Source organism: Bifidobacterium sp. RTP21102st3_E2_RTP21102_210122, assembly GCF_040916945.1.
Lineage (GTDB): Bacteria > Actinomycetota > Actinomycetes > Actinomycetales > Bifidobacteriaceae > Bifidobacterium > Bifidobacterium longum.
The window spans coordinates 1-15,514 of sequence record NZ_JBCPAN010000002.1; the positions used below are offsets into that span (position 1 = coordinate 1).

Consider the following 15,514-nt stretch of genomic DNA (forward strand, 5'->3'; position numbering starts at 1 on the left):
TCTTCGTTTCGGTGGCTTCTGGTCACCTGACCCTCCTTGCGGTAGGTCAGGTGTTGCAACGATCACTAGAACCCGCCCCCCTTGTTTTTTTTGGGGGGGGTACTGCTCACCGGGGAAATATGTATATGTGCATGCTGTTGCAATGTACATTTTGTTGTCAGTTGACAACGTCTTGATTCAGATGAATTGGCGGGAAATGGCCATTTGTCTTATCCAATTGATTTGAAGAACGTTGTCAGTTGACAACGTTTTGTACATGGTGCGGAACGACACATATTCCTATCCTGGTCAGGATGCCGACGAGGTGGAGTGAAAAACCAAACCATTTCAGAGGATATTGCACCGAAACGTTGTGGGATTGCCGTGTTGTCGGTGATGTTACAGAGATGGCGCAGTGTTGCGTGAGGGGTGTTGCGTGAGGGGTGTTGCGTGAGGGGTGTTGCGTGAGGGATGTTGCGTGTGATGTTGCGTGTGATGTTGCGTTGGGCTGATTGGGAGGAATAGTGTGCCGGTAGAATGCCGTGATGCGTGCAGAGCAATCGTTTGCGGAGCAATCGTTGAAGAATCGTGTGAACTGATGCGATACGAATCATACCGTCTCTGAATTGTGGGATATGACGAATCGTATCGTCATGGGATTGTGGGATATGATGATTGCGGTTTGATGAAATGACCGGGAAATCGGCCGAGGCAAGGTGACTTCGATGAGTGAAACTCTCAATGATGAGAACGCGGCGGGCAACGATGACGTATCAGAGCGGCGCGCTGTAGAGCATCGAGCGTTAGAACAGTGCGATGTCGTGCATCACGGTGTGGTATCTGGTTGCCCTGTTAATTCGTGTGCGGCTGTGCTGAATGAAGTGATGTCGCAGACTGGTTGGAATGCCTATGAGCTTGCACAGCGCACTGGTTTGGATCGGTCTGCAATTGGTCGCGTATTGCGTGGGCAAAGAGGTATGTTGTTTGATGTTTTGGCCGAGGGGCTTGAGCGGGCTGGTTTTGGTCTTCACCTAGAAGCCGTGGCCCCCTCGCAAACGATTCCGGAAGACGAATTGCACATGTTGTTGGCGCAACTGCGTAGGCCTCCTGATTTCGATGCAATAGAAAGCGGAGCGACCTGGTCTACGTTGAAGATGCTCTGCGTCAATCTGATTCATGCTCGGAATGTTCAACATCAACGTATATCGTTCGTCCGAGCGGTTGCACGGGTGAACGATGCGTGCTGGATTGCGTTTCTCGCTGGTTTATACCGTTTTCTGCGTTGGGATATCAACCCAAGGAACAGACGCTTGACATTGGTTCCTCCGTACCGGTATGGCTTGGATGGATGGTGGTCCCCACTGCCGAGCGCGGCAATTATGCACGTGCTTCATCGATATGAAGAGCCGTTGCATGACATGGACTATACATATTTGCCGTTAATCGATTACGAACTCAACGCTATGCAGCGCAAGCAATTCAACCAAGCTTTCATGGAATATGGCATCCTTATTCCAGCGGACGATCTTTCCCAATCCTCATCAGGTACGCAGGCATTGACTCTGTAAGCGAGTGGTGCATAAGAAAATAGTGGCGTGCAGCCAAGTGTCATGGGATGGATATGTAAGCAGGGAATGACATTGCGCTGGAGTTCGATGATGGTTGACGAGTTGCTATCCAGGCATAGAGCGGATGGCGTATGCTGGGGCGCATGGTTGAAATCAAAGACATGCTTGGCAATCACCAAATAATTCGTGCCGACGGCCGCAAGGTCGACGAACTGCGCCCTGTGCGCATCACCCGCCACTTCACCGACGTCCCCGAAGGCTCCGTGCTCATCGAATGCGGTAACACGCGCGTGATGTGCACCGCCACTTTTACTCCCGGTGTGCCGCGTTGGCGCAAGGACTCCGGCCTCGGCTGGGTCACCGCCGAATACTCGATGCTGCCGCGTGCCACCGCCGAACGCACCGACCGTGAATCCGTACGTGGCAAAATCGGTGGCCGTACCCACGAAATCAGCCGACTGATTGGCCGCTGCCTGCGTGGCGTCATCGATATGAAGGCGCTCGGCGAGAATCAGATTCAGCTTGACTGCGATGTGCTTCAGGCCGATGGTGGTACTCGCACGGCTTCCGTAACCGGTGCGTACGTGGCTTTGGTCGACGCAGTCAATTGGGCGGAGAAGCACCGCCATATCAAGTCCGCCGGCCGCGTGCTTAAGGACTATGTGTCCGCCGTATCGGTGGGCGTGATCAACGGCACTCCGATGCTTGACCTGCCATACATTGAAGACAGTCAGGCCATGACCGACATGAACGTGGCCATGACCGGTTCCGGCACCTTCATCGAGATTCAGGGCACCGCAGAACACCGTCCGTTCAACCGTGCCGAACTCGGCACCCTGCTTGACTTGGCCGAAAAGGGCAACAAGGAACTGCAAGCCGCCCAGCGTGCCGCTCTGTCCCTAGACTAAGCCAGCTCCCCTGACAAGGGGAGCCTTCTTAAAGGAGAACCTCATGCAAATCGTCGTCGCAACCCATAACGAAGGCAAGCTTGTGGAAATCCGCCGCATTCTCGAAGAGGATCTTGGCGCGGATGCCGAAAACATCGAACTGGTGTCCGCTGGCAGCCTTCACCTGCCGGATCCGGTGGAAACTGGCGTCACCTTCCAGGAGAACGCGCTACTCAAGGCCCGCGCTGTGGCCATCCGTACCGGTCTGCCCGCTGTCGCGGATGATTCAGGTCTCATCGTCGATGTGATGGGTAACGCTCCGGGCATTCTGTCTGCTCGCTGGGCGGGTGCTCACGGCCACGACAAGGCCAATAATGCGCTGCTGCTCGCCCAAATCGAAGATATTCCGGATGACAAGCGTACCGCGCGCTTCCGTTGCGCCGCCGCGCTGGTGGTCCCGGACACCGAGACCGGTGCCGACGTGACCGGTGGAGTGGCTGCCGACGGCATCACCGTTCACACCACGGCTGCCGATGGGAGCCCTGCCCCGGTGCATGCTCGATACGCCATCAAGTCGGAGACAGTGGAGCTCGGCGACATGCCGGGTCGCATCATCCGCGAGGCTCGTGGCGTACACGGTTTCGGTTACGATCCGCTGTTTGTCCCGGACGATCAGCCTGCCGGTCGCGTCAGCACTGAGCCTGACCATGAAGGCGAGCCGCTGACCAGCGCCGAGATGACTCCGGCCGAGAAGAATGCGATTTCCCACCGAGGCAAGGCGCTGAAAGCCTTGGTCCCCGCCATCGAGGCCCTGCTGCACTAAGTCGTCTAGGCTGTCTAGCTGCACTGAGCCGCGACTAAGCCACAGTTGAGTCGCGGCTCAGCACTCAGCCCCCGAATCGGGCGAGTGTCTAGCAAGCGCCTATGACCTAGCAAGGGCGATACGAAAGAAGGCCGGCGCTTAGTGCGTCGGCCTTCTTGAAGAACAAGAGCCACCCGATAGAATCGAACTACCGACCTTCCCACGAACGAGGGGGATGCTCTACCACTGAGCTAAGGTGGCGTGGCTTCAAGAGCCAAGTAGAGAATATAGCACTGCGTTTGATTCACTGCAAGCCGGACATTCATCATCTTTGGGCCATTGTTCTTTGGAACATCGTGGCGGCAATAGTGCGAACGATGTGCACACCTCATCTGCTCGGCTGCCATTCGTCGTGTGCGCGCTATGCTAGCATGGTGAGCCTGATTGACTCGGAGGCAAAGGGAAGCATGCGTGATTTTGTGCTGGTGAAGTTGACAGACGAGGAGTTCGATGATTTCTCCGCCAGGCATCCACAAGGCAATTTCCAACAAACCTCGGCGATGGGACGCCTTCGCGCCGCGCAGGGGATCGACGTCGAATATTTGGCCCTCAAGGAGGGCGAGAAGATCGTCGCGGCGGCACTGTTCGAAACTCACCGCTCTCGATTCTCTACATTTGCGGTCATCCATGATGGCCCGATGTGCGACTATCACGACACCGAAGCATTGACCTTCTTCATGGATGCGCTGAAACGCCATGCCAAGGCAAAGGGTGCTTCACAGCTGGAAATCACCCCTGAATCCCCGTATCGGCTTCGCGACACCAATGGAGCTTCTTTGCCGGATGACCAGAATGGCGCTCCCGACAATAAGCTGATAGAACAGCTCGAGGCGATCGGCTTCACTCATGGCGGTTTCACCGTGGGCTACACGGCGGTTCCGCGTTGGCGCTACCTCAAGGATCTGACCGGCATTACCGATGAGAAAAGTCTGCTGAAGTCCTATGACAAGCGCACCCAGTGGAGCGTGAAGCGTGCCCAATCGATGGGTGTGCACGTGCGTGAGCTGTCGGACGACGAGCTGGGGGTATTCGCACGAATCGAGCAGCAAACCGCTGAACGCCGTAGCTTCGAATACCGTGGCGAAGCATATTTCCACCGTTTCAAGGAAGCGTTCGGCAGCAAAGCGCATTTTATGGTTGCCGAGATCCACATCGACGAATACGTAGCAGACATGACGTCCAAGCGTGAAGCGCTTTCGGCCAAGGTGGCGGCATTGACCGCCAAAAACGCCGAACACCCCACCACCAAAACCGAACGTCAGCTGGGGGAGGAGACCCGCAATCTGGCGGCAGCCGAAAAGCGCCTGAACGAGGCGGCCGAGTTCGCCAAAGACGGGGATGTACTGCCGGCTGCGGCATCACTATTCGTGGAGCATCCGCGCGAGGTCATCTACCTGTTCTCCGGTAGCGTCGAGCAGTACAAGCCCTTCTACGCCTCCGCGCTGATTCAGCATGACGCGATGCTGCATTTCTGCGTGGAACACGGGCTGTCTCGCTACAACTTCTACGGCATCGACGGCGTCTTTGATGATCCCGATGACGAGGGGCGTGGTGTACTGGAGTTCAAGCAGGGCTTCAACGGATATGTCGAGGAACTTCCGGGCGAGTTCGTGCTGCCGGTCAAACCGGTCGCCTATGCCATGAAGCAATTTGCGCACAAGCTGCTGTCGCGGTAAACGGACGCAGCACACAGGCCATTCCAGAGCCCAGAGTAACGATCAGAGTAACGACAAGTAAGAAGGTTCGATTATGACGCAATCCGATGCAGGCGTCGCCTCGCTCACCCCTACCAAGATCACTCCTGCCGAGCTGGATGCGTTCTCCGCAGCTCAAGTGCAAGGTAGTTTCCAGCAGACCTCGCAGATGGCCGCCATGGGTGCGTTCAACGGTCCGGTGGACTATGTGGGTGTCAAGCGCGGTGACAAGCTGATTGCCGCCTGCTACGTGGTGTACACGCGGTCCCGTTTCGGTTTGGAAGGCTCGGTCTGGTGCGGACCGCTGTGCGATTATGACAATCCACAGGTGGTTGAGGCGATGACCGAAGCCCTGCGTCGTTCGGCCAAGGCCCATCACGCCATCAGCGTATCCTGCTGGCCGGCCGCAGTCTACCGTCTGCATGATCTGGACGGCAAGCCGACCAGCGACCCGGACACCACGATGATGGACAACATGGCCCGCTTCGGTTGGAAACATGGCGGCTTCACCGTGGGCTACGAATCCGTGGTGAACCGCTGGAACTTCGTCAAGGGGCTTGACGGCATTCATAATGAGAAGGAACTGCTGGCCTCGTTCTCCAAGTACCGCCGTAAGAACATCCGCATCGCCCAGGATTCCGGTCTGCGCGTGCGCCGGCTGGAACGCGGCGAACTGAGCACTTTCGTCAAGCTGTGCGATATGAGCGCCGCACGTCAAGGCTTCAAGAGCCGCGATCTGGCCTACTATGAGCGTCTGTTCGATACCTTCGGCGACCTGATCGAGTTCAAGGTGGTCGAAACCCATTTCGACGAATATCTGGACACCCTGCAATCCAAGCTGAATGCGGCCTCCAAAGACAAGCGCAACCTCGAACGCCTGCTCCAGCGCGCGCAACAGCGGCCGGAAGGCACGGCCAAGAAGGGTGCCTCCGACCCGGCAACGCTGGAAAAGCGCATCGCCACCGCAGACAAGAAGATCACGGCGCTGGAAAAGACCATCGGCGAAGTCAATGGCATCATCGCCTCGGACGGCCCGGTCATTCCGGTGGAAGCCGGTGTCTACTTCTGGCATCCGAACGAGGTCGTCTGCCTGTCCAGCGGCGAGGACGATCGTTTCATGGATTACTACCCGTCTTCCCTAATCCACTTCGAGGCGATGCTTGACTGCATCGCCCGTGGCGTGGAGCGCTTCAACTTCTACGGCATTTCCGGCATTTTCGACGCCAACGATCCTTCCTACGGCGTCTGGCAGTTCAAGACTCGCTTCGGCGGATTCGTGGAAGAGCTTCCGGGCAAGTTCACGCTGCCGGTGGACGGACTGCGCTTCGGTGTATCCGAAGCCGCACACAAGCTGCTGCATCGCTGACAAACAGTGGCGAGCACGGACACAGAAATAAGGCACAGGTGACGACGAGATGAGCGCGACTGCGAATCGAACAGATACGACGTATACGTTTGGCGTGATTACGCCCGAAGAGTTCGACCGGCTTTCCGAAGCCACAAGCCAGGGCAGCTTTCAGCAATGGTCCGGGCAGGTCCGTCTTGCCAAGATTCGTGGGCATGAAGCCGAATGCGTTGGCGTGTGCGACGCATCCGGCAATCTGGTAGCCGGCTGCGTGATTCTGTACCTCAATGGTCGTTTCGGTGCAGATGGCTCCGTATATTTCGGCCCCATCGGCATTAGCGATGATCCGGCTCTGCTGCGGGCCATAACCGAGGCGATTCGTGAATCGGCCCGTCGCCACCATGCTGTTTCCGTGGCATGCTGGCCTAACGTCGCCTACCGTCTGTATTCCTCGGACGGGCAGCCCGACGGCGAGCCGAACGATGCACTGCTGACCGGATTCACCGATGCCGGCTGGACGCATGGCGGATTCCATACCGGTTATGACGTGGTCTGCCAGTGGATGTACGTCAAGGATCTCACCGGCATCACCAACGGCAAGGAACTGCTGGCATCATTCGGCAAACGCGCTCAATGGAGCGTCAAGCGGGCGCAGTCGATGGGCGTGCACGTTCGCGAAATCGGCCCCGACGAGTTCGACGTGTTCGCCGATATCGAACGGCGGACCGGTGAACGCCGCGGGTTCGCGACGCGCGGCGCGGACTATTTCCGCCAGTTCAAGCAGGCGTATGGCGCGGATGCGCATTTCATGCTCGCGGAAATCCACATCGCCGAATATGTGGCGGATATGACCGCCAAGCGCGAGGCCTTGCAGACCAAGGTCGCACAGCTGCAGACGAAATACGATGAACGTCCGACCACGCGCATCGAACGTCAGCTGGGGGAGGAATCGCGCAATCTCGCGGCCGCCGACAAGCGTCTGGCTGAGGTGGAGGGATATGCCAAGAAGGGCGATGTGCTGCCGGCAGCGGCTTCAATGTTCGTCAGTCACCCCAATGAGGTGGTCTATCAGTATTCCGGTTCGTTGGAGGAGTACAAGCCGTTCTACGCCTCGGCGCTGATTCAGTACGAAGCGATGCTGCACCTGTGTGTGGAACAGGGTGTGAGCCGTTACAACTTCTACGGCATTTCCGGCGTGTTCGACGATCCGAACGACGAGGGCCGCGGCGTGCTGGAATTCAAGCAGGGCTTCAACGGCTACGTCGAGCAGATGGTAGGCAAATTCACGTTGCCGGTGGACAAGTTCCGCTTCGGCGTGAGCAATCTGGCGCACAAGCTGCTGCACCGGTAGCAGCTGGCGGCCGGGGGACGAACCTATGTGGGCTGCGTCTCGCCTGACCGTGCGCCCGCCGTGCGCCTACTTGCGCATTTGCTCACACGCCCATCAGCGCGTGAGCCACAGCCATCATCACCAGTGAAATCATCGCGGTGATTGCCAGCGAGAAGCCGGCCAGTTTGGCGTTGCCGAGTACTTTGTCGGTGAACAGCGTGGAGAAAATGGCGATCGGAGCCAACGCGCAGATCACCATCACGGCGCGAATCGAAGCCGAGAACGGCAGCAGGAGCCACGCGATCAACGCGAAGGCGACGCTGAACGGTATACGCCAAGCGATGACGGCCATGACTTCCTTCACGTCATGCTTGGATTGGGGCAGGTCCATGAGCATGCCCACCATCAGCATCGACACCAGCGCGTTGGCGCCGCTCAATGGCTGGGTTATAGAGGCGATCCAATCGGGAATCTTCACGTTGGCGACGGTCAACACGATCATGAGCAGATACGTGTCGAACGGCACCGAGCCGAAGAAGCTCTTGCCGATGGTGCGCAGCAATGCGCGGCGGGCAAGCCGTTTGGCGTCGCGATCCTTGGGCTTTTCGTACGGTAGGGTGGGAGCCGAACCGGCGTGTTGTTCGGCAAGTGTTTTGCCGGGCTGAATATGCAGCAGTTGCTGGGTGAGCACATTGGTGCCGGCGGCCACCATCACGCAGTTGCCGATATCGAACATCGCAGCCGGCACCACCGCGCCCGCACCCCAGAATGACTGGACGACCGGGAAAGAAAAACAGCCGAGATTGAAGCCGGCACCGTTGAGCATCAGGAAGGCGCGGTCGGTCACATTGCGCTTGCGGGTGGCCAGAAAGATGAACACGACCGGGATAAAAGCAAACAGGAATGCGAATACCGAAATAAGCAGCAGCGAGATGTCATGCGGATTGGTGGCGAACGAGTATACGATGGCACCGGGCAGCACGATGTTGAATTCCGCGGTTTGCAGCACGCGATAATCCTTCTGCCCGAACAGGCCGAACCGCTTGAACAGATAGCCGGCGAGGATGATCAGCAACAGACCAACCGGCGTAAGAATGGCGGACATACACTTCTCTCCTTGACTCACACAGGCTCATGGCGCACAGGCTCAGACCCGCAATGCTGTGGCCCATTATATTTGCCGCCTTGGCATTGCCATATGTAGAGGTGTCCGCAAGGGCTTGCAGCTGCCGCGCGCATATACGAAAAGCCTCCCGGAAGCGTTGGCAATCCAATGCTTCCAAGAGGCTCAAGCCGGTGCGCGAGATGGGACTTGAACCCACACGTCAAAGACACAGGAACCTAAATCCTGCGCGTCTACCAATTCCGCCACTCGCGCGTGCATATCCGCGTTTCCACAGGTGTGGAAGATATGCAAAACCCTAGGCCGGACAGCCATTACAGACCAGCCAGCCTAGGGCATCCGAGCCACTTGTCAGAATCGAACTGACGACCTGCTCATTACGAGTGAGCCGCTCTACCGACTGAGCTAAAGTGGCTTGGTCGCGGAAGGCATTTCGCCAGCCGCGCACAAGAAGTTAAGTATAAGACATCCCCACGAAAAGTCCAATCGGCGGATCGGCGGTTGTGTCGCGACCGCTCAGTCGAAGATGACGGTTGCGCCGCGCCGTGAACTGTTCGATAATGCAAACGATGGCAATCCGACATCGCTGACTCATTTTGTTCTGTTCATGTCCGAATTTGTGAGTATTCTGTTTGGTGATACGGAGCGCATCCGAGCCGTGTGCAAGGGCGCTCCAGTCACTGATGAAAGGAATGGAATCCTATGGCCATCAATCCGCCCGTTGACGCCACCCAGACCCCTGAGTGGGCTGCCCTGCAGAAGCACTATGACGAGCTTCAGGTCGAAGGCGTGAGCCTCAAGAAGTGGTTCGCCGAGGACGCCGAGCGCGTCGAGAAGCTGTCCTTCGACGCCGGCGACCTGCACTTCGATCTGTCCAAGAACCTGATCAAGCCGGAAACCCTCCAGCTGTTCGCCAACCTTGCCAAGGCCGTCAAGCTCGATGAGCGCACCAAGGCTATGTACACCGGCGTGCACATCAACAACACCGAAGACCGCGCCGTGCTGCACACCGCGCTGCGCCGCCCGGTCGAAGACGAGGGCAAGTACATCGTTGACGGTCAGGACACCGTCAAGGACGTGCGCGAGACACTCGACAAGATCTACGCTTTCGCTGACGACGTGCGTTCCGGCAAGTGGACCGGTGTGACCGGCCGCAAGATCGAGACCGTGGTCAACATCGGCATCGGCGGCTCCGACCTGGGCCCCGTCATGGTGTACGAAGCTCTGAAGCCGTACGCTGACGCTGGCATCTCCGCCCGCTACATCTCCAACATCGACCCGAACGACCTGGCCGAGAAGACCAAGGGCCTCGACCCGGAGACCACCCTGTTCATCATCGTCTCCAAGACCTTCACCACCCTGGAGACCCTGACCAACGCCCGTGAAGCCCGCACCTGGCTGCTCGAAGAGCTCAAGGCCAAGGGCGCCATCGACGGCTCCGACGAGAAGAACGCCGAAGCCATCAAGAAGCACTTCGTCGCCGTCTCCACCAACCTGGAGAAGGTCGCCGAATTCGGCATCGACCCGAACAACGCGTTCGGCTTCTGGAACTGGGTCGGCGGCCGTTACTCCGTCGACTCCGCCGTCGGCACCTCTCTGGCCGTCGTCTTCGGCCCGGCCCGCTTCGAGGAGTTCCTGCACGGCTTCCACGAGATCGACGAATACTTCGCCAACACCCCGTTCGAGAAGAACGTCGTGGTGCTGCTCGGTATGCTGAACGTCTGGTACCGCAACTTCTTCAAGGTCGCCTCCCACGCCGTGCTGCCGTACGACCAGTACCTGCACCGCTTCCCGGCCTACCTGCAGCAGCTGACCATGGAATCCAACGGCAAGTCCGTGCGTTGGGACGGCACCCCCGTCACCTCCGAGACCGGCGAGATCTTCTGGGGCGAGCCGGGCACCAACGGCCAGCACGCCTTCTACCAGCTGATCCACCAGGGCACCCAGCTCATCCCGGCCGACTTCATCGCGTTCGTCAACACCCCGAACCCGACCAAGGACGGCGACCAGGACGTGCACGAGCTGTTCCTGGGCAACTACTTCGCCCAGACCAAGGCCCTGGCGTTCGGTAAGACCGCTGACGAGGTTCGCGCCGAGGGCACTCCGGAAGAGATCGTTCCGGCCCGCGTGTTCTCCGGCAACCGCCCGACCACCTCCATCTTCGGCGTGGCACTGACCCCGTTCGCGCTCGGCGAGCTCATCGCCCTGTACGAGCATATCACCTTCGTCGAGGGCACCGTGTGGGGTCTGGACTCCTACGATCAGTGGGGCGTCGAGCTGGGCAAGCAGCTCGCCAAGCAGATCACCCCGGCCATCTCCCAGGATGACGAGGCTCTGGCCGCTCAGGACGCCTCCACCCAGAGCCTGATCAAGTTCTACCGCGCAAATCGCGAATTCTGATTCGCTTTGCTCGGTCAGAATTCGTGATTCGCGCGACCGCGGCTGTGCTGTCTGGTGGGCAGTCTGGCGACTGCCCACGTCGCGAATTCTGATTCGCTTTTCTAGCTCCCCTCAATACTGAGGGGAGCTGTCAGCGAAGCTGACTGAGAGGGAGTTATGGAACGCTCCGTATGCTTCCCCCCTCAACTATGACTGTTGCCGGCGGCGAAACTACTGGAATAATCACCGTCCATCGGACTCTCACCTTCTTCAAGCCGTGCGCTGAAACGCCAAATCAATACCATCGTCGGTATCCATGCGACCAGCAGGAGGGACGGAAAGTATTCGAATCCGCCATCCGTGCTGCCTCGGCCAAACTGATGCGTTAATAACGGAGAGAGACGACGACACGCCGATACTGTCCGCAAGAATCCGTACAATAATCGATTGCTGTGTCGAGAAGTGGGCCGCCGCATAAGCCCGCGTCTCCGTGGGTCCAGTCCGAACGGCCGCAAGGCCTGGCTTTTGGCGGATCGGCAGGCTTCCCAAGGGCAAACTCGAGGGATAACGAGAACAGGTCAACGCGCGCGATGCGCAATCGCGTGGATGGCCCCAGATCTGTGGCTGATATGCGGCAGCACTGAAGGAAAACAATGGTTAACGCTGTTGAGGCTTTTGACGCCAAGCACATGAAGCCGGCCGAGGAAATCCCGGCCTTCCGTCCCGGCGACACCGTCGACGTGAACGTGAAGATCCAGGAAGGCAACAACTCCCGTATCCAGACCTTCACCGGCGTGGTGATCGCTCGTAAGGGCGCTGGCGTGCGTGAGACCTTCGTGGTCCGCAAGATCAGCTTCGGCACTGGTGTGGAGCGTCGCTTCCCGGTGCACTCCCCGTCCATCGACTCCATCAAGCTCGTGCGTAAGGGCCGTGTGCGCCGCGCCAAGCTGTACTACCTGCGCGCTCTGCGCGGTAAGGCCGCTCGTATTGCCGAGCGCCGCGACAACTCCGCTAAGTGAGTCGATTCGCGGGTGCAATCGTGGGCCTGATGATGCAGGTGCGCGAATAAACCGTGAAATTCAGCCCGGAACCGTTTCGGTTTCGGGCTGTTTCCGTATTTTCCACGTATGATGGACGGGCGCCGGCACCCCTCATATCCGGCAGCATGAATCGCGAGGAGATGGTATGCAGGACGATCAGGATAACGGCGAATTCCCGGTTTCCGACAATCCGGAGAGCAATCAGACCTCGTATGATGACGAGGCCGATGCCCGCGATTCCCGTACGTTCCAAGTCGCCGACCACGGCATCGCCCCGTCCCCGGTTCCCCCGGCACCGGCGCGCCCGGCGCACGCCGCTTCTTCCGCTGGTGCGAATGCCGCGGCAGCATCATCGATGGATGATGACCACTTCACCCTACGCGACTTTTTCCTGTGGTGCGGCGTTCCCGTGCTTATCGTGCTGCTGATTCGCATTTTCGCCGTCGGCTTTTACGAGATTCCTTCGCGCTCGATGATGGACACCATGGTGCCCGGCGATCGCGTGGTGACCAGCAAGCTCACCCCCAAGATCTTCGATCTGCAGCGCGGCGACGTCGTGGTATTCAAAGATCCCAACAACTGGTTGAACGAGGAGCAGAGCAGCGCTCCCGGTGGCGGGTACCTCATCAAGCGACTGATCGGCCTGCCCGGTGACGTGGTCGAATGCAAGGGCGCGGGCCAGCCGGTGACCATCAACGGCGTGGCCATCAATGAGACCTCCTACATTCGCCCCGGCGTGGACCCGAGCGCTTTCCCGTTCTCGGTGACCGTGACCGAGGGCCACGTGTTCGTCATGGGCGACAATCGCGCCAATTCCGCCGACTCCCGCTATCATCAGGATGACGGCGATCGCGGCTTGGTTCCCATCTCCGATGTGGTCGGAGTCGGAATCGCGAAATACTGGCCGCTTGACCGGCTTGGTGCGATTGATGACCACCACGAAGTCTTCAAGGACGTGCCTGACGCTTCCGGCTCGAATTCCTGAGTCTTTTTTGAACCGTGTGAGTCTTTGAACTGATTGAGTTCCGGGCCGTCTGAATCCTGAACCATTTGAACCTGGACCGTCTGAATCCTAACCATTGTGAGACGATGGGAGCCGCGCATGATTACCCCGACACTTGACTTGGAACGCAGCCTTGCGGCCCAGGGCTATGACCTTATTACTGGATTCGATGAAGTCGGCCGCGGCGCGCTCGCCGGTCCGGTGATGGTCGGGTGCGCCGCCATTTGGGCCCGTGATTTGGAGCCGTTGGATGGCGATGATGCCGTCGAACTGTCCGGGCGGACCTACCTCGGCGTGCCGGACGGCGTGGCCGACTCCAAAATGCTCACCGAACATAGGCGCGAGGCGATTTTCGACGAACTGCGCGACTGGTGCGCGGCCTACGCCGTAGGCCAGGCCAGCAACACCGAGATCGACGAATGGGGCATCACCTACGCGCTCGGCGTGGCCGCCCTGCGCGCGCTCAGCCAAGTCGAACGCGAACTTGGCTTACGACTTAGAGGGGAATCGACGATAAAAAAGGCTTCGGGGGAGTCTGCGGGGAAGATTGTGGAAGGTCGTCCGGGAGGCTCCGTAGGGGAATCCATTGGAAATTGCGAGGGAAGCGTTCGCGCTCTGCCCAAAGTCGCCGGAATTCTCGACGGGCCGAGCGATTACATCACCAAGGCGCTCAACACGTTCGACGCGCCGGACGTGCCGATTCCAGCCGACATAACGACCAAAGTCAAAGGCGACCAGCATTGCGCCACCGTCGCCACCGCGGCGGTCATCGCCAAAGTGACCCGAGACCGGCTGATGGTCGACCTCGCGCAAAGCAACCCACGTTACGCCGCCTACGAATGGGCTCATAACAAGGGCTATGGTTCCGCCGCACACCGTACCGCCATCGCCGAGCACGGGCCGACTCCGCTCCATCGTGTCTCATGGCACCTGACCTGAGCCGCGTGCGACACGACAGTGTGAGCGCTAACGCAAAACTGTTGTGGACGCGCTAAAGTCAGTATTGATTAAGGTACAAGCCTGGCCGTGCACGGATGCCGGCCGCCAGCGGGGAGGTTAGGCAATATGGTGACCAGCCGCAAGCCAAGCAAACGTCCGTCCATGTTCGAAGTGGCCAAGCTCGCCGGAGTCAGCCACCAAACCGTCTCCCGTGTGATCAATGACTCGCCGGACGTTTCCGACGTCACCCGTGCGCGAGTCCAGGCCGCCATTGACCAACTCGGCTACCGCCCCTCCAACTCCGCGCGCGCACTGGCTTCCCGCCGTTCGCGCACCATAGGGCTGATCGCCGGAGGCCTCAAATTCTTCGGCCCGATTTCCTCCATCTCCTCCATCGAATCCATGGCCCGCGAGCACGGTCTGTTCATGAGCGTGATGATGGTCCACGAGGCCTTGTGCGCGCAGGCCGACTTCGACAACCTGTGCGACACCTTCAACGAGCAGAACGTCGACGCCTTCATCTTCCTGACCCCGACCGACGTGATGTTCGCCGCCGCCTGCCGTGCACGAGTCACTCAGCCGCGCGTCATCGTCACCGCCACCCACGGCCAAATGACCGTGCGTGAGGGATTGGGCCTTATCTCCACCGAAAACAAGCGTCGCACTGCGCTGGTCGGTATCGACCAGTGGGGTGCAATGGCCAAAGTGGTGGCCTTGCTGGGCGAATACGGGCACAAATCGGCTCTGTATTTTGCCGGTCCCAACGAATGGCGCGACGCCCACACCCGACTGGATGCGTGGCGCAAGCTCGCCGCCTCCCGATCCATCGATTCACAGATCGTGCGCTGCCATACGTGGGATGCCTCTGAGGCATATGCGCACATGAATCATCTCATTGATGAGTATGGGCGTCGAGGCGCGGCGTTGCCCACCGCGGTCGTCGCCGCGAACGACAATCAGGCCGTCGGCATCATGCGCGCGTTGCATGAGCATGGGCTTCGGATTCCGCAAGACATCAGCGTGGTCGGATTCGACGACATGTCTGGCGTGGATAACATGTACCCACCGCTGACCACCGTGCATCCCGATTTCGAGGGGCTCGGCGTGGCCGCCATGCGCGAGACGCTGCGCTTGCTGGGGGAGGGCGGCGAGCCGACCTTCCTGACCACCCAGCACGGCATGGGGCTGATTCCCGCCGAGGTGCGTGCTCGGCGGTCCTTGGGGCCGGCTCCTCGGCGGTAAATTGGCCCTGTTATCAAACCGTTATGATGCGTGACACGGTATAAGTTGTGTCGAATGCAGGTTGTCGGTACAATGTTTTTTGGAAATTGTGAGCGCTAACACCCTCCCCAAGGAAGGGGATAA

At 59.1% G+C, this 15,514-nt stretch carries 12 protein-coding genes and 3 tRNA genes; 11 read left to right on the top strand and 4 right to left on the bottom strand.

Annotated features, from left to right (window positions below; genetic code table 11):
• Positions 1 to 704: 704 nt before the first annotated feature.
• The 3 genes from AB5287_RS02050 to AB5287_RS02060 all read left to right on the top strand — a co-directional run bounded on the left by AB5287_RS02050 (position 705) and on the right by AB5287_RS02060 (position 3,257).
• On the top strand, positions 705 to 1,547 hold the full coding sequence (locus AB5287_RS02050) for a helix-turn-helix transcriptional regulator (protein ID WP_014485884.1): 843 nt from the start codon (positions 705 to 707) through the stop codon (positions 1,545 to 1,547).
• A 143-nt stretch (positions 1,548 to 1,690) separates the two neighbouring features.
• Positions 1,691 to 2,455, top strand: coding sequence for a ribonuclease PH (gene rph / locus AB5287_RS02055; RefSeq protein ID WP_347013486.1), 765 nt, complete (start codon positions 1,691 to 1,693; stop codon positions 2,453 to 2,455).
• A 43-nt stretch (positions 2,456 to 2,498) separates the two neighbouring features.
• On the top strand, positions 2,499 to 3,257 hold the full coding sequence (locus AB5287_RS02060) for a non-canonical purine NTP pyrophosphatase (RefSeq protein ID WP_007051401.1): 759 nt from the start codon (positions 2,499 to 2,501) through the stop codon (positions 3,255 to 3,257).
• A gap of 167 nt (positions 3,258 to 3,424) precedes the next feature.
• Here AB5287_RS02060 and AB5287_RS02065 read toward each other — a convergent pair.
• Positions 3,425 to 3,497 (bottom strand) — tRNA-Thr (locus AB5287_RS02065).
• 206 nt (positions 3,498 to 3,703) lie between these two features.
• Between AB5287_RS02065 and AB5287_RS02070 the strand changes: the two genes are divergently transcribed.
• The 3 genes from AB5287_RS02070 to AB5287_RS02080 all read left to right on the top strand — a co-directional run bounded on the left by AB5287_RS02070 (position 3,704) and on the right by AB5287_RS02080 (position 7,686).
• Complete coding sequence (locus AB5287_RS02070; protein WP_007051400.1) at positions 3,704 to 4,972, top strand: aminoacyltransferase; 1,269 nt, start codon at positions 3,704 to 3,706, stop codon at positions 4,970 to 4,972.
• A 73-nt stretch (positions 4,973 to 5,045) separates the two neighbouring features.
• Positions 5,046 to 6,356 carry an aminoacyltransferase gene (locus AB5287_RS02075; protein ID WP_014485883.1) on the top strand — a complete coding sequence of 437 codons (1,311 nt, stop codon included), beginning with the start codon at positions 5,046 to 5,048 and terminating at the stop codon, positions 6,354 to 6,356.
• A gap of 49 nt (positions 6,357 to 6,405) precedes the next feature.
• Positions 6,406 to 7,686 (top strand): aminoacyltransferase, encoded by a 1,281-nt coding sequence (locus tag AB5287_RS02080; RefSeq protein WP_007054824.1) that lies wholly within the window; start codon positions 6,406 to 6,408, stop codon positions 7,684 to 7,686.
• 82 nt (positions 7,687 to 7,768) lie between these two features.
• Here the strand turns inward: AB5287_RS02080 and AB5287_RS02085 are convergent, their stop codons facing one another.
• From AB5287_RS02085 to AB5287_RS02095, 3 genes are all read right to left on the bottom strand, one after another.
• The gene (locus AB5287_RS02085) at positions 7,769 to 8,770 is read right to left on the bottom strand and encodes an AEC family transporter (RefSeq protein ID WP_007054825.1); all 1,002 of its coding nucleotides are present in this window, start codon (positions 8,768 to 8,770) and stop codon (positions 7,769 to 7,771) included.
• Positions 8,771 to 8,962: 192 nt separating this feature from the next.
• A tRNA-Leu gene (locus AB5287_RS02090) sits at positions 8,963 to 9,043 on the bottom strand.
• Positions 9,044 to 9,130: 87 nt separating this feature from the next.
• Positions 9,131 to 9,203 (bottom strand) — tRNA-Thr (locus tag AB5287_RS02095).
• 287 nt (positions 9,204 to 9,490) lie between these two features.
• Between AB5287_RS02095 and pgi the strand changes: the two genes are divergently transcribed.
• The 5 genes from pgi (at position 9,491) to AB5287_RS02120 (ending at position 15,391) form a co-directional block, all read left to right on the top strand.
• A complete protein-coding gene (gene pgi / locus AB5287_RS02100) occupies positions 9,491 to 11,188 on the top strand; it encodes a glucose-6-phosphate isomerase (protein ID WP_117789851.1) in 1,698 nt (565 codons plus the stop codon).
• Between the two features lie 632 nt (positions 11,189 to 11,820).
• Positions 11,821 to 12,186 carry a 50S ribosomal protein L19 gene (gene rplS, locus AB5287_RS02105; protein WP_007051394.1) on the top strand — a complete coding sequence of 122 codons (366 nt, stop codon included), beginning with the start codon at positions 11,821 to 11,823 and terminating at the stop codon, positions 12,184 to 12,186.
• Between the two features lie 166 nt (positions 12,187 to 12,352).
• Positions 12,353 to 13,192: a signal peptidase I gene (gene lepB / locus AB5287_RS02110; protein ID WP_007054828.1), complete on the top strand. Its 840-nt coding sequence runs from the start codon at positions 12,353 to 12,355 to the stop codon at positions 13,190 to 13,192.
• Between the two features lie 117 nt (positions 13,193 to 13,309).
• The gene (locus AB5287_RS02115; RefSeq protein ID WP_368220526.1) at positions 13,310 to 14,149 is read left to right on the top strand and encodes a ribonuclease HII; all 840 of its coding nucleotides are present in this window, start codon (positions 13,310 to 13,312) and stop codon (positions 14,147 to 14,149) included.
• Positions 14,150 to 14,275: 126 nt separating this feature from the next.
• Positions 14,276 to 15,391, top strand: a complete 1,116-nt coding sequence (locus AB5287_RS02120; protein WP_165499341.1) for a LacI family DNA-binding transcriptional regulator — start codon at positions 14,276 to 14,278, stop codon at positions 15,389 to 15,391.
• Positions 15,392 to 15,514: the final 123 nt, after the last annotated feature.

What these genes read in the sequence shown, in the direction of transcription:
- AB5287_RS02050 (WP_014485884.1), top strand. Translation starts at nt 705, where the DNA reads ATGAGTGAAACTCTCAATGATGAGAACGCGGCGGGCAACGATGACGTA.
- rph (WP_347013486.1), top strand. Translation starts at nt 1,691, where the DNA reads ATGGTTGAAATCAAAGACATGCTTGGCAATCACCAAATAATTCGTGCC.
- AB5287_RS02060 (WP_007051401.1), top strand. Translation starts at nt 2,499, where the DNA reads ATGCAAATCGTCGTCGCAACCCATAACGAAGGCAAGCTTGTGGAAATC.
- AB5287_RS02070 (WP_007051400.1), top strand. Translation starts at nt 3,704, where the DNA reads ATGCGTGATTTTGTGCTGGTGAAGTTGACAGACGAGGAGTTCGATGAT.
- AB5287_RS02075 (WP_014485883.1), top strand. Translation starts at nt 5,046, where the DNA reads ATGACGCAATCCGATGCAGGCGTCGCCTCGCTCACCCCTACCAAGATC.
- AB5287_RS02080 (WP_007054824.1), top strand. Translation starts at nt 6,406, where the DNA reads ATGAGCGCGACTGCGAATCGAACAGATACGACGTATACGTTTGGCGTG.
- AB5287_RS02085 (WP_007054825.1), bottom strand. Translation starts at nt 8,770, where the DNA reads ATGTCCGCCATTCTTACGCCGGTTGGTCTGTTGCTGATCATCCTCGCC.
- pgi (WP_117789851.1), top strand. Translation starts at nt 9,491, where the DNA reads ATGGCCATCAATCCGCCCGTTGACGCCACCCAGACCCCTGAGTGGGCT.
- rplS (WP_007051394.1), top strand. Translation starts at nt 11,821, where the DNA reads ATGGTTAACGCTGTTGAGGCTTTTGACGCCAAGCACATGAAGCCGGCC.
- lepB (WP_007054828.1), top strand. Translation starts at nt 12,353, where the DNA reads ATGCAGGACGATCAGGATAACGGCGAATTCCCGGTTTCCGACAATCCG.
- AB5287_RS02115 (WP_368220526.1), top strand. Translation starts at nt 13,310, where the DNA reads ATGATTACCCCGACACTTGACTTGGAACGCAGCCTTGCGGCCCAGGGC.
- AB5287_RS02120 (WP_165499341.1), top strand. Translation starts at nt 14,276, where the DNA reads ATGGTGACCAGCCGCAAGCCAAGCAAACGTCCGTCCATGTTCGAAGTG.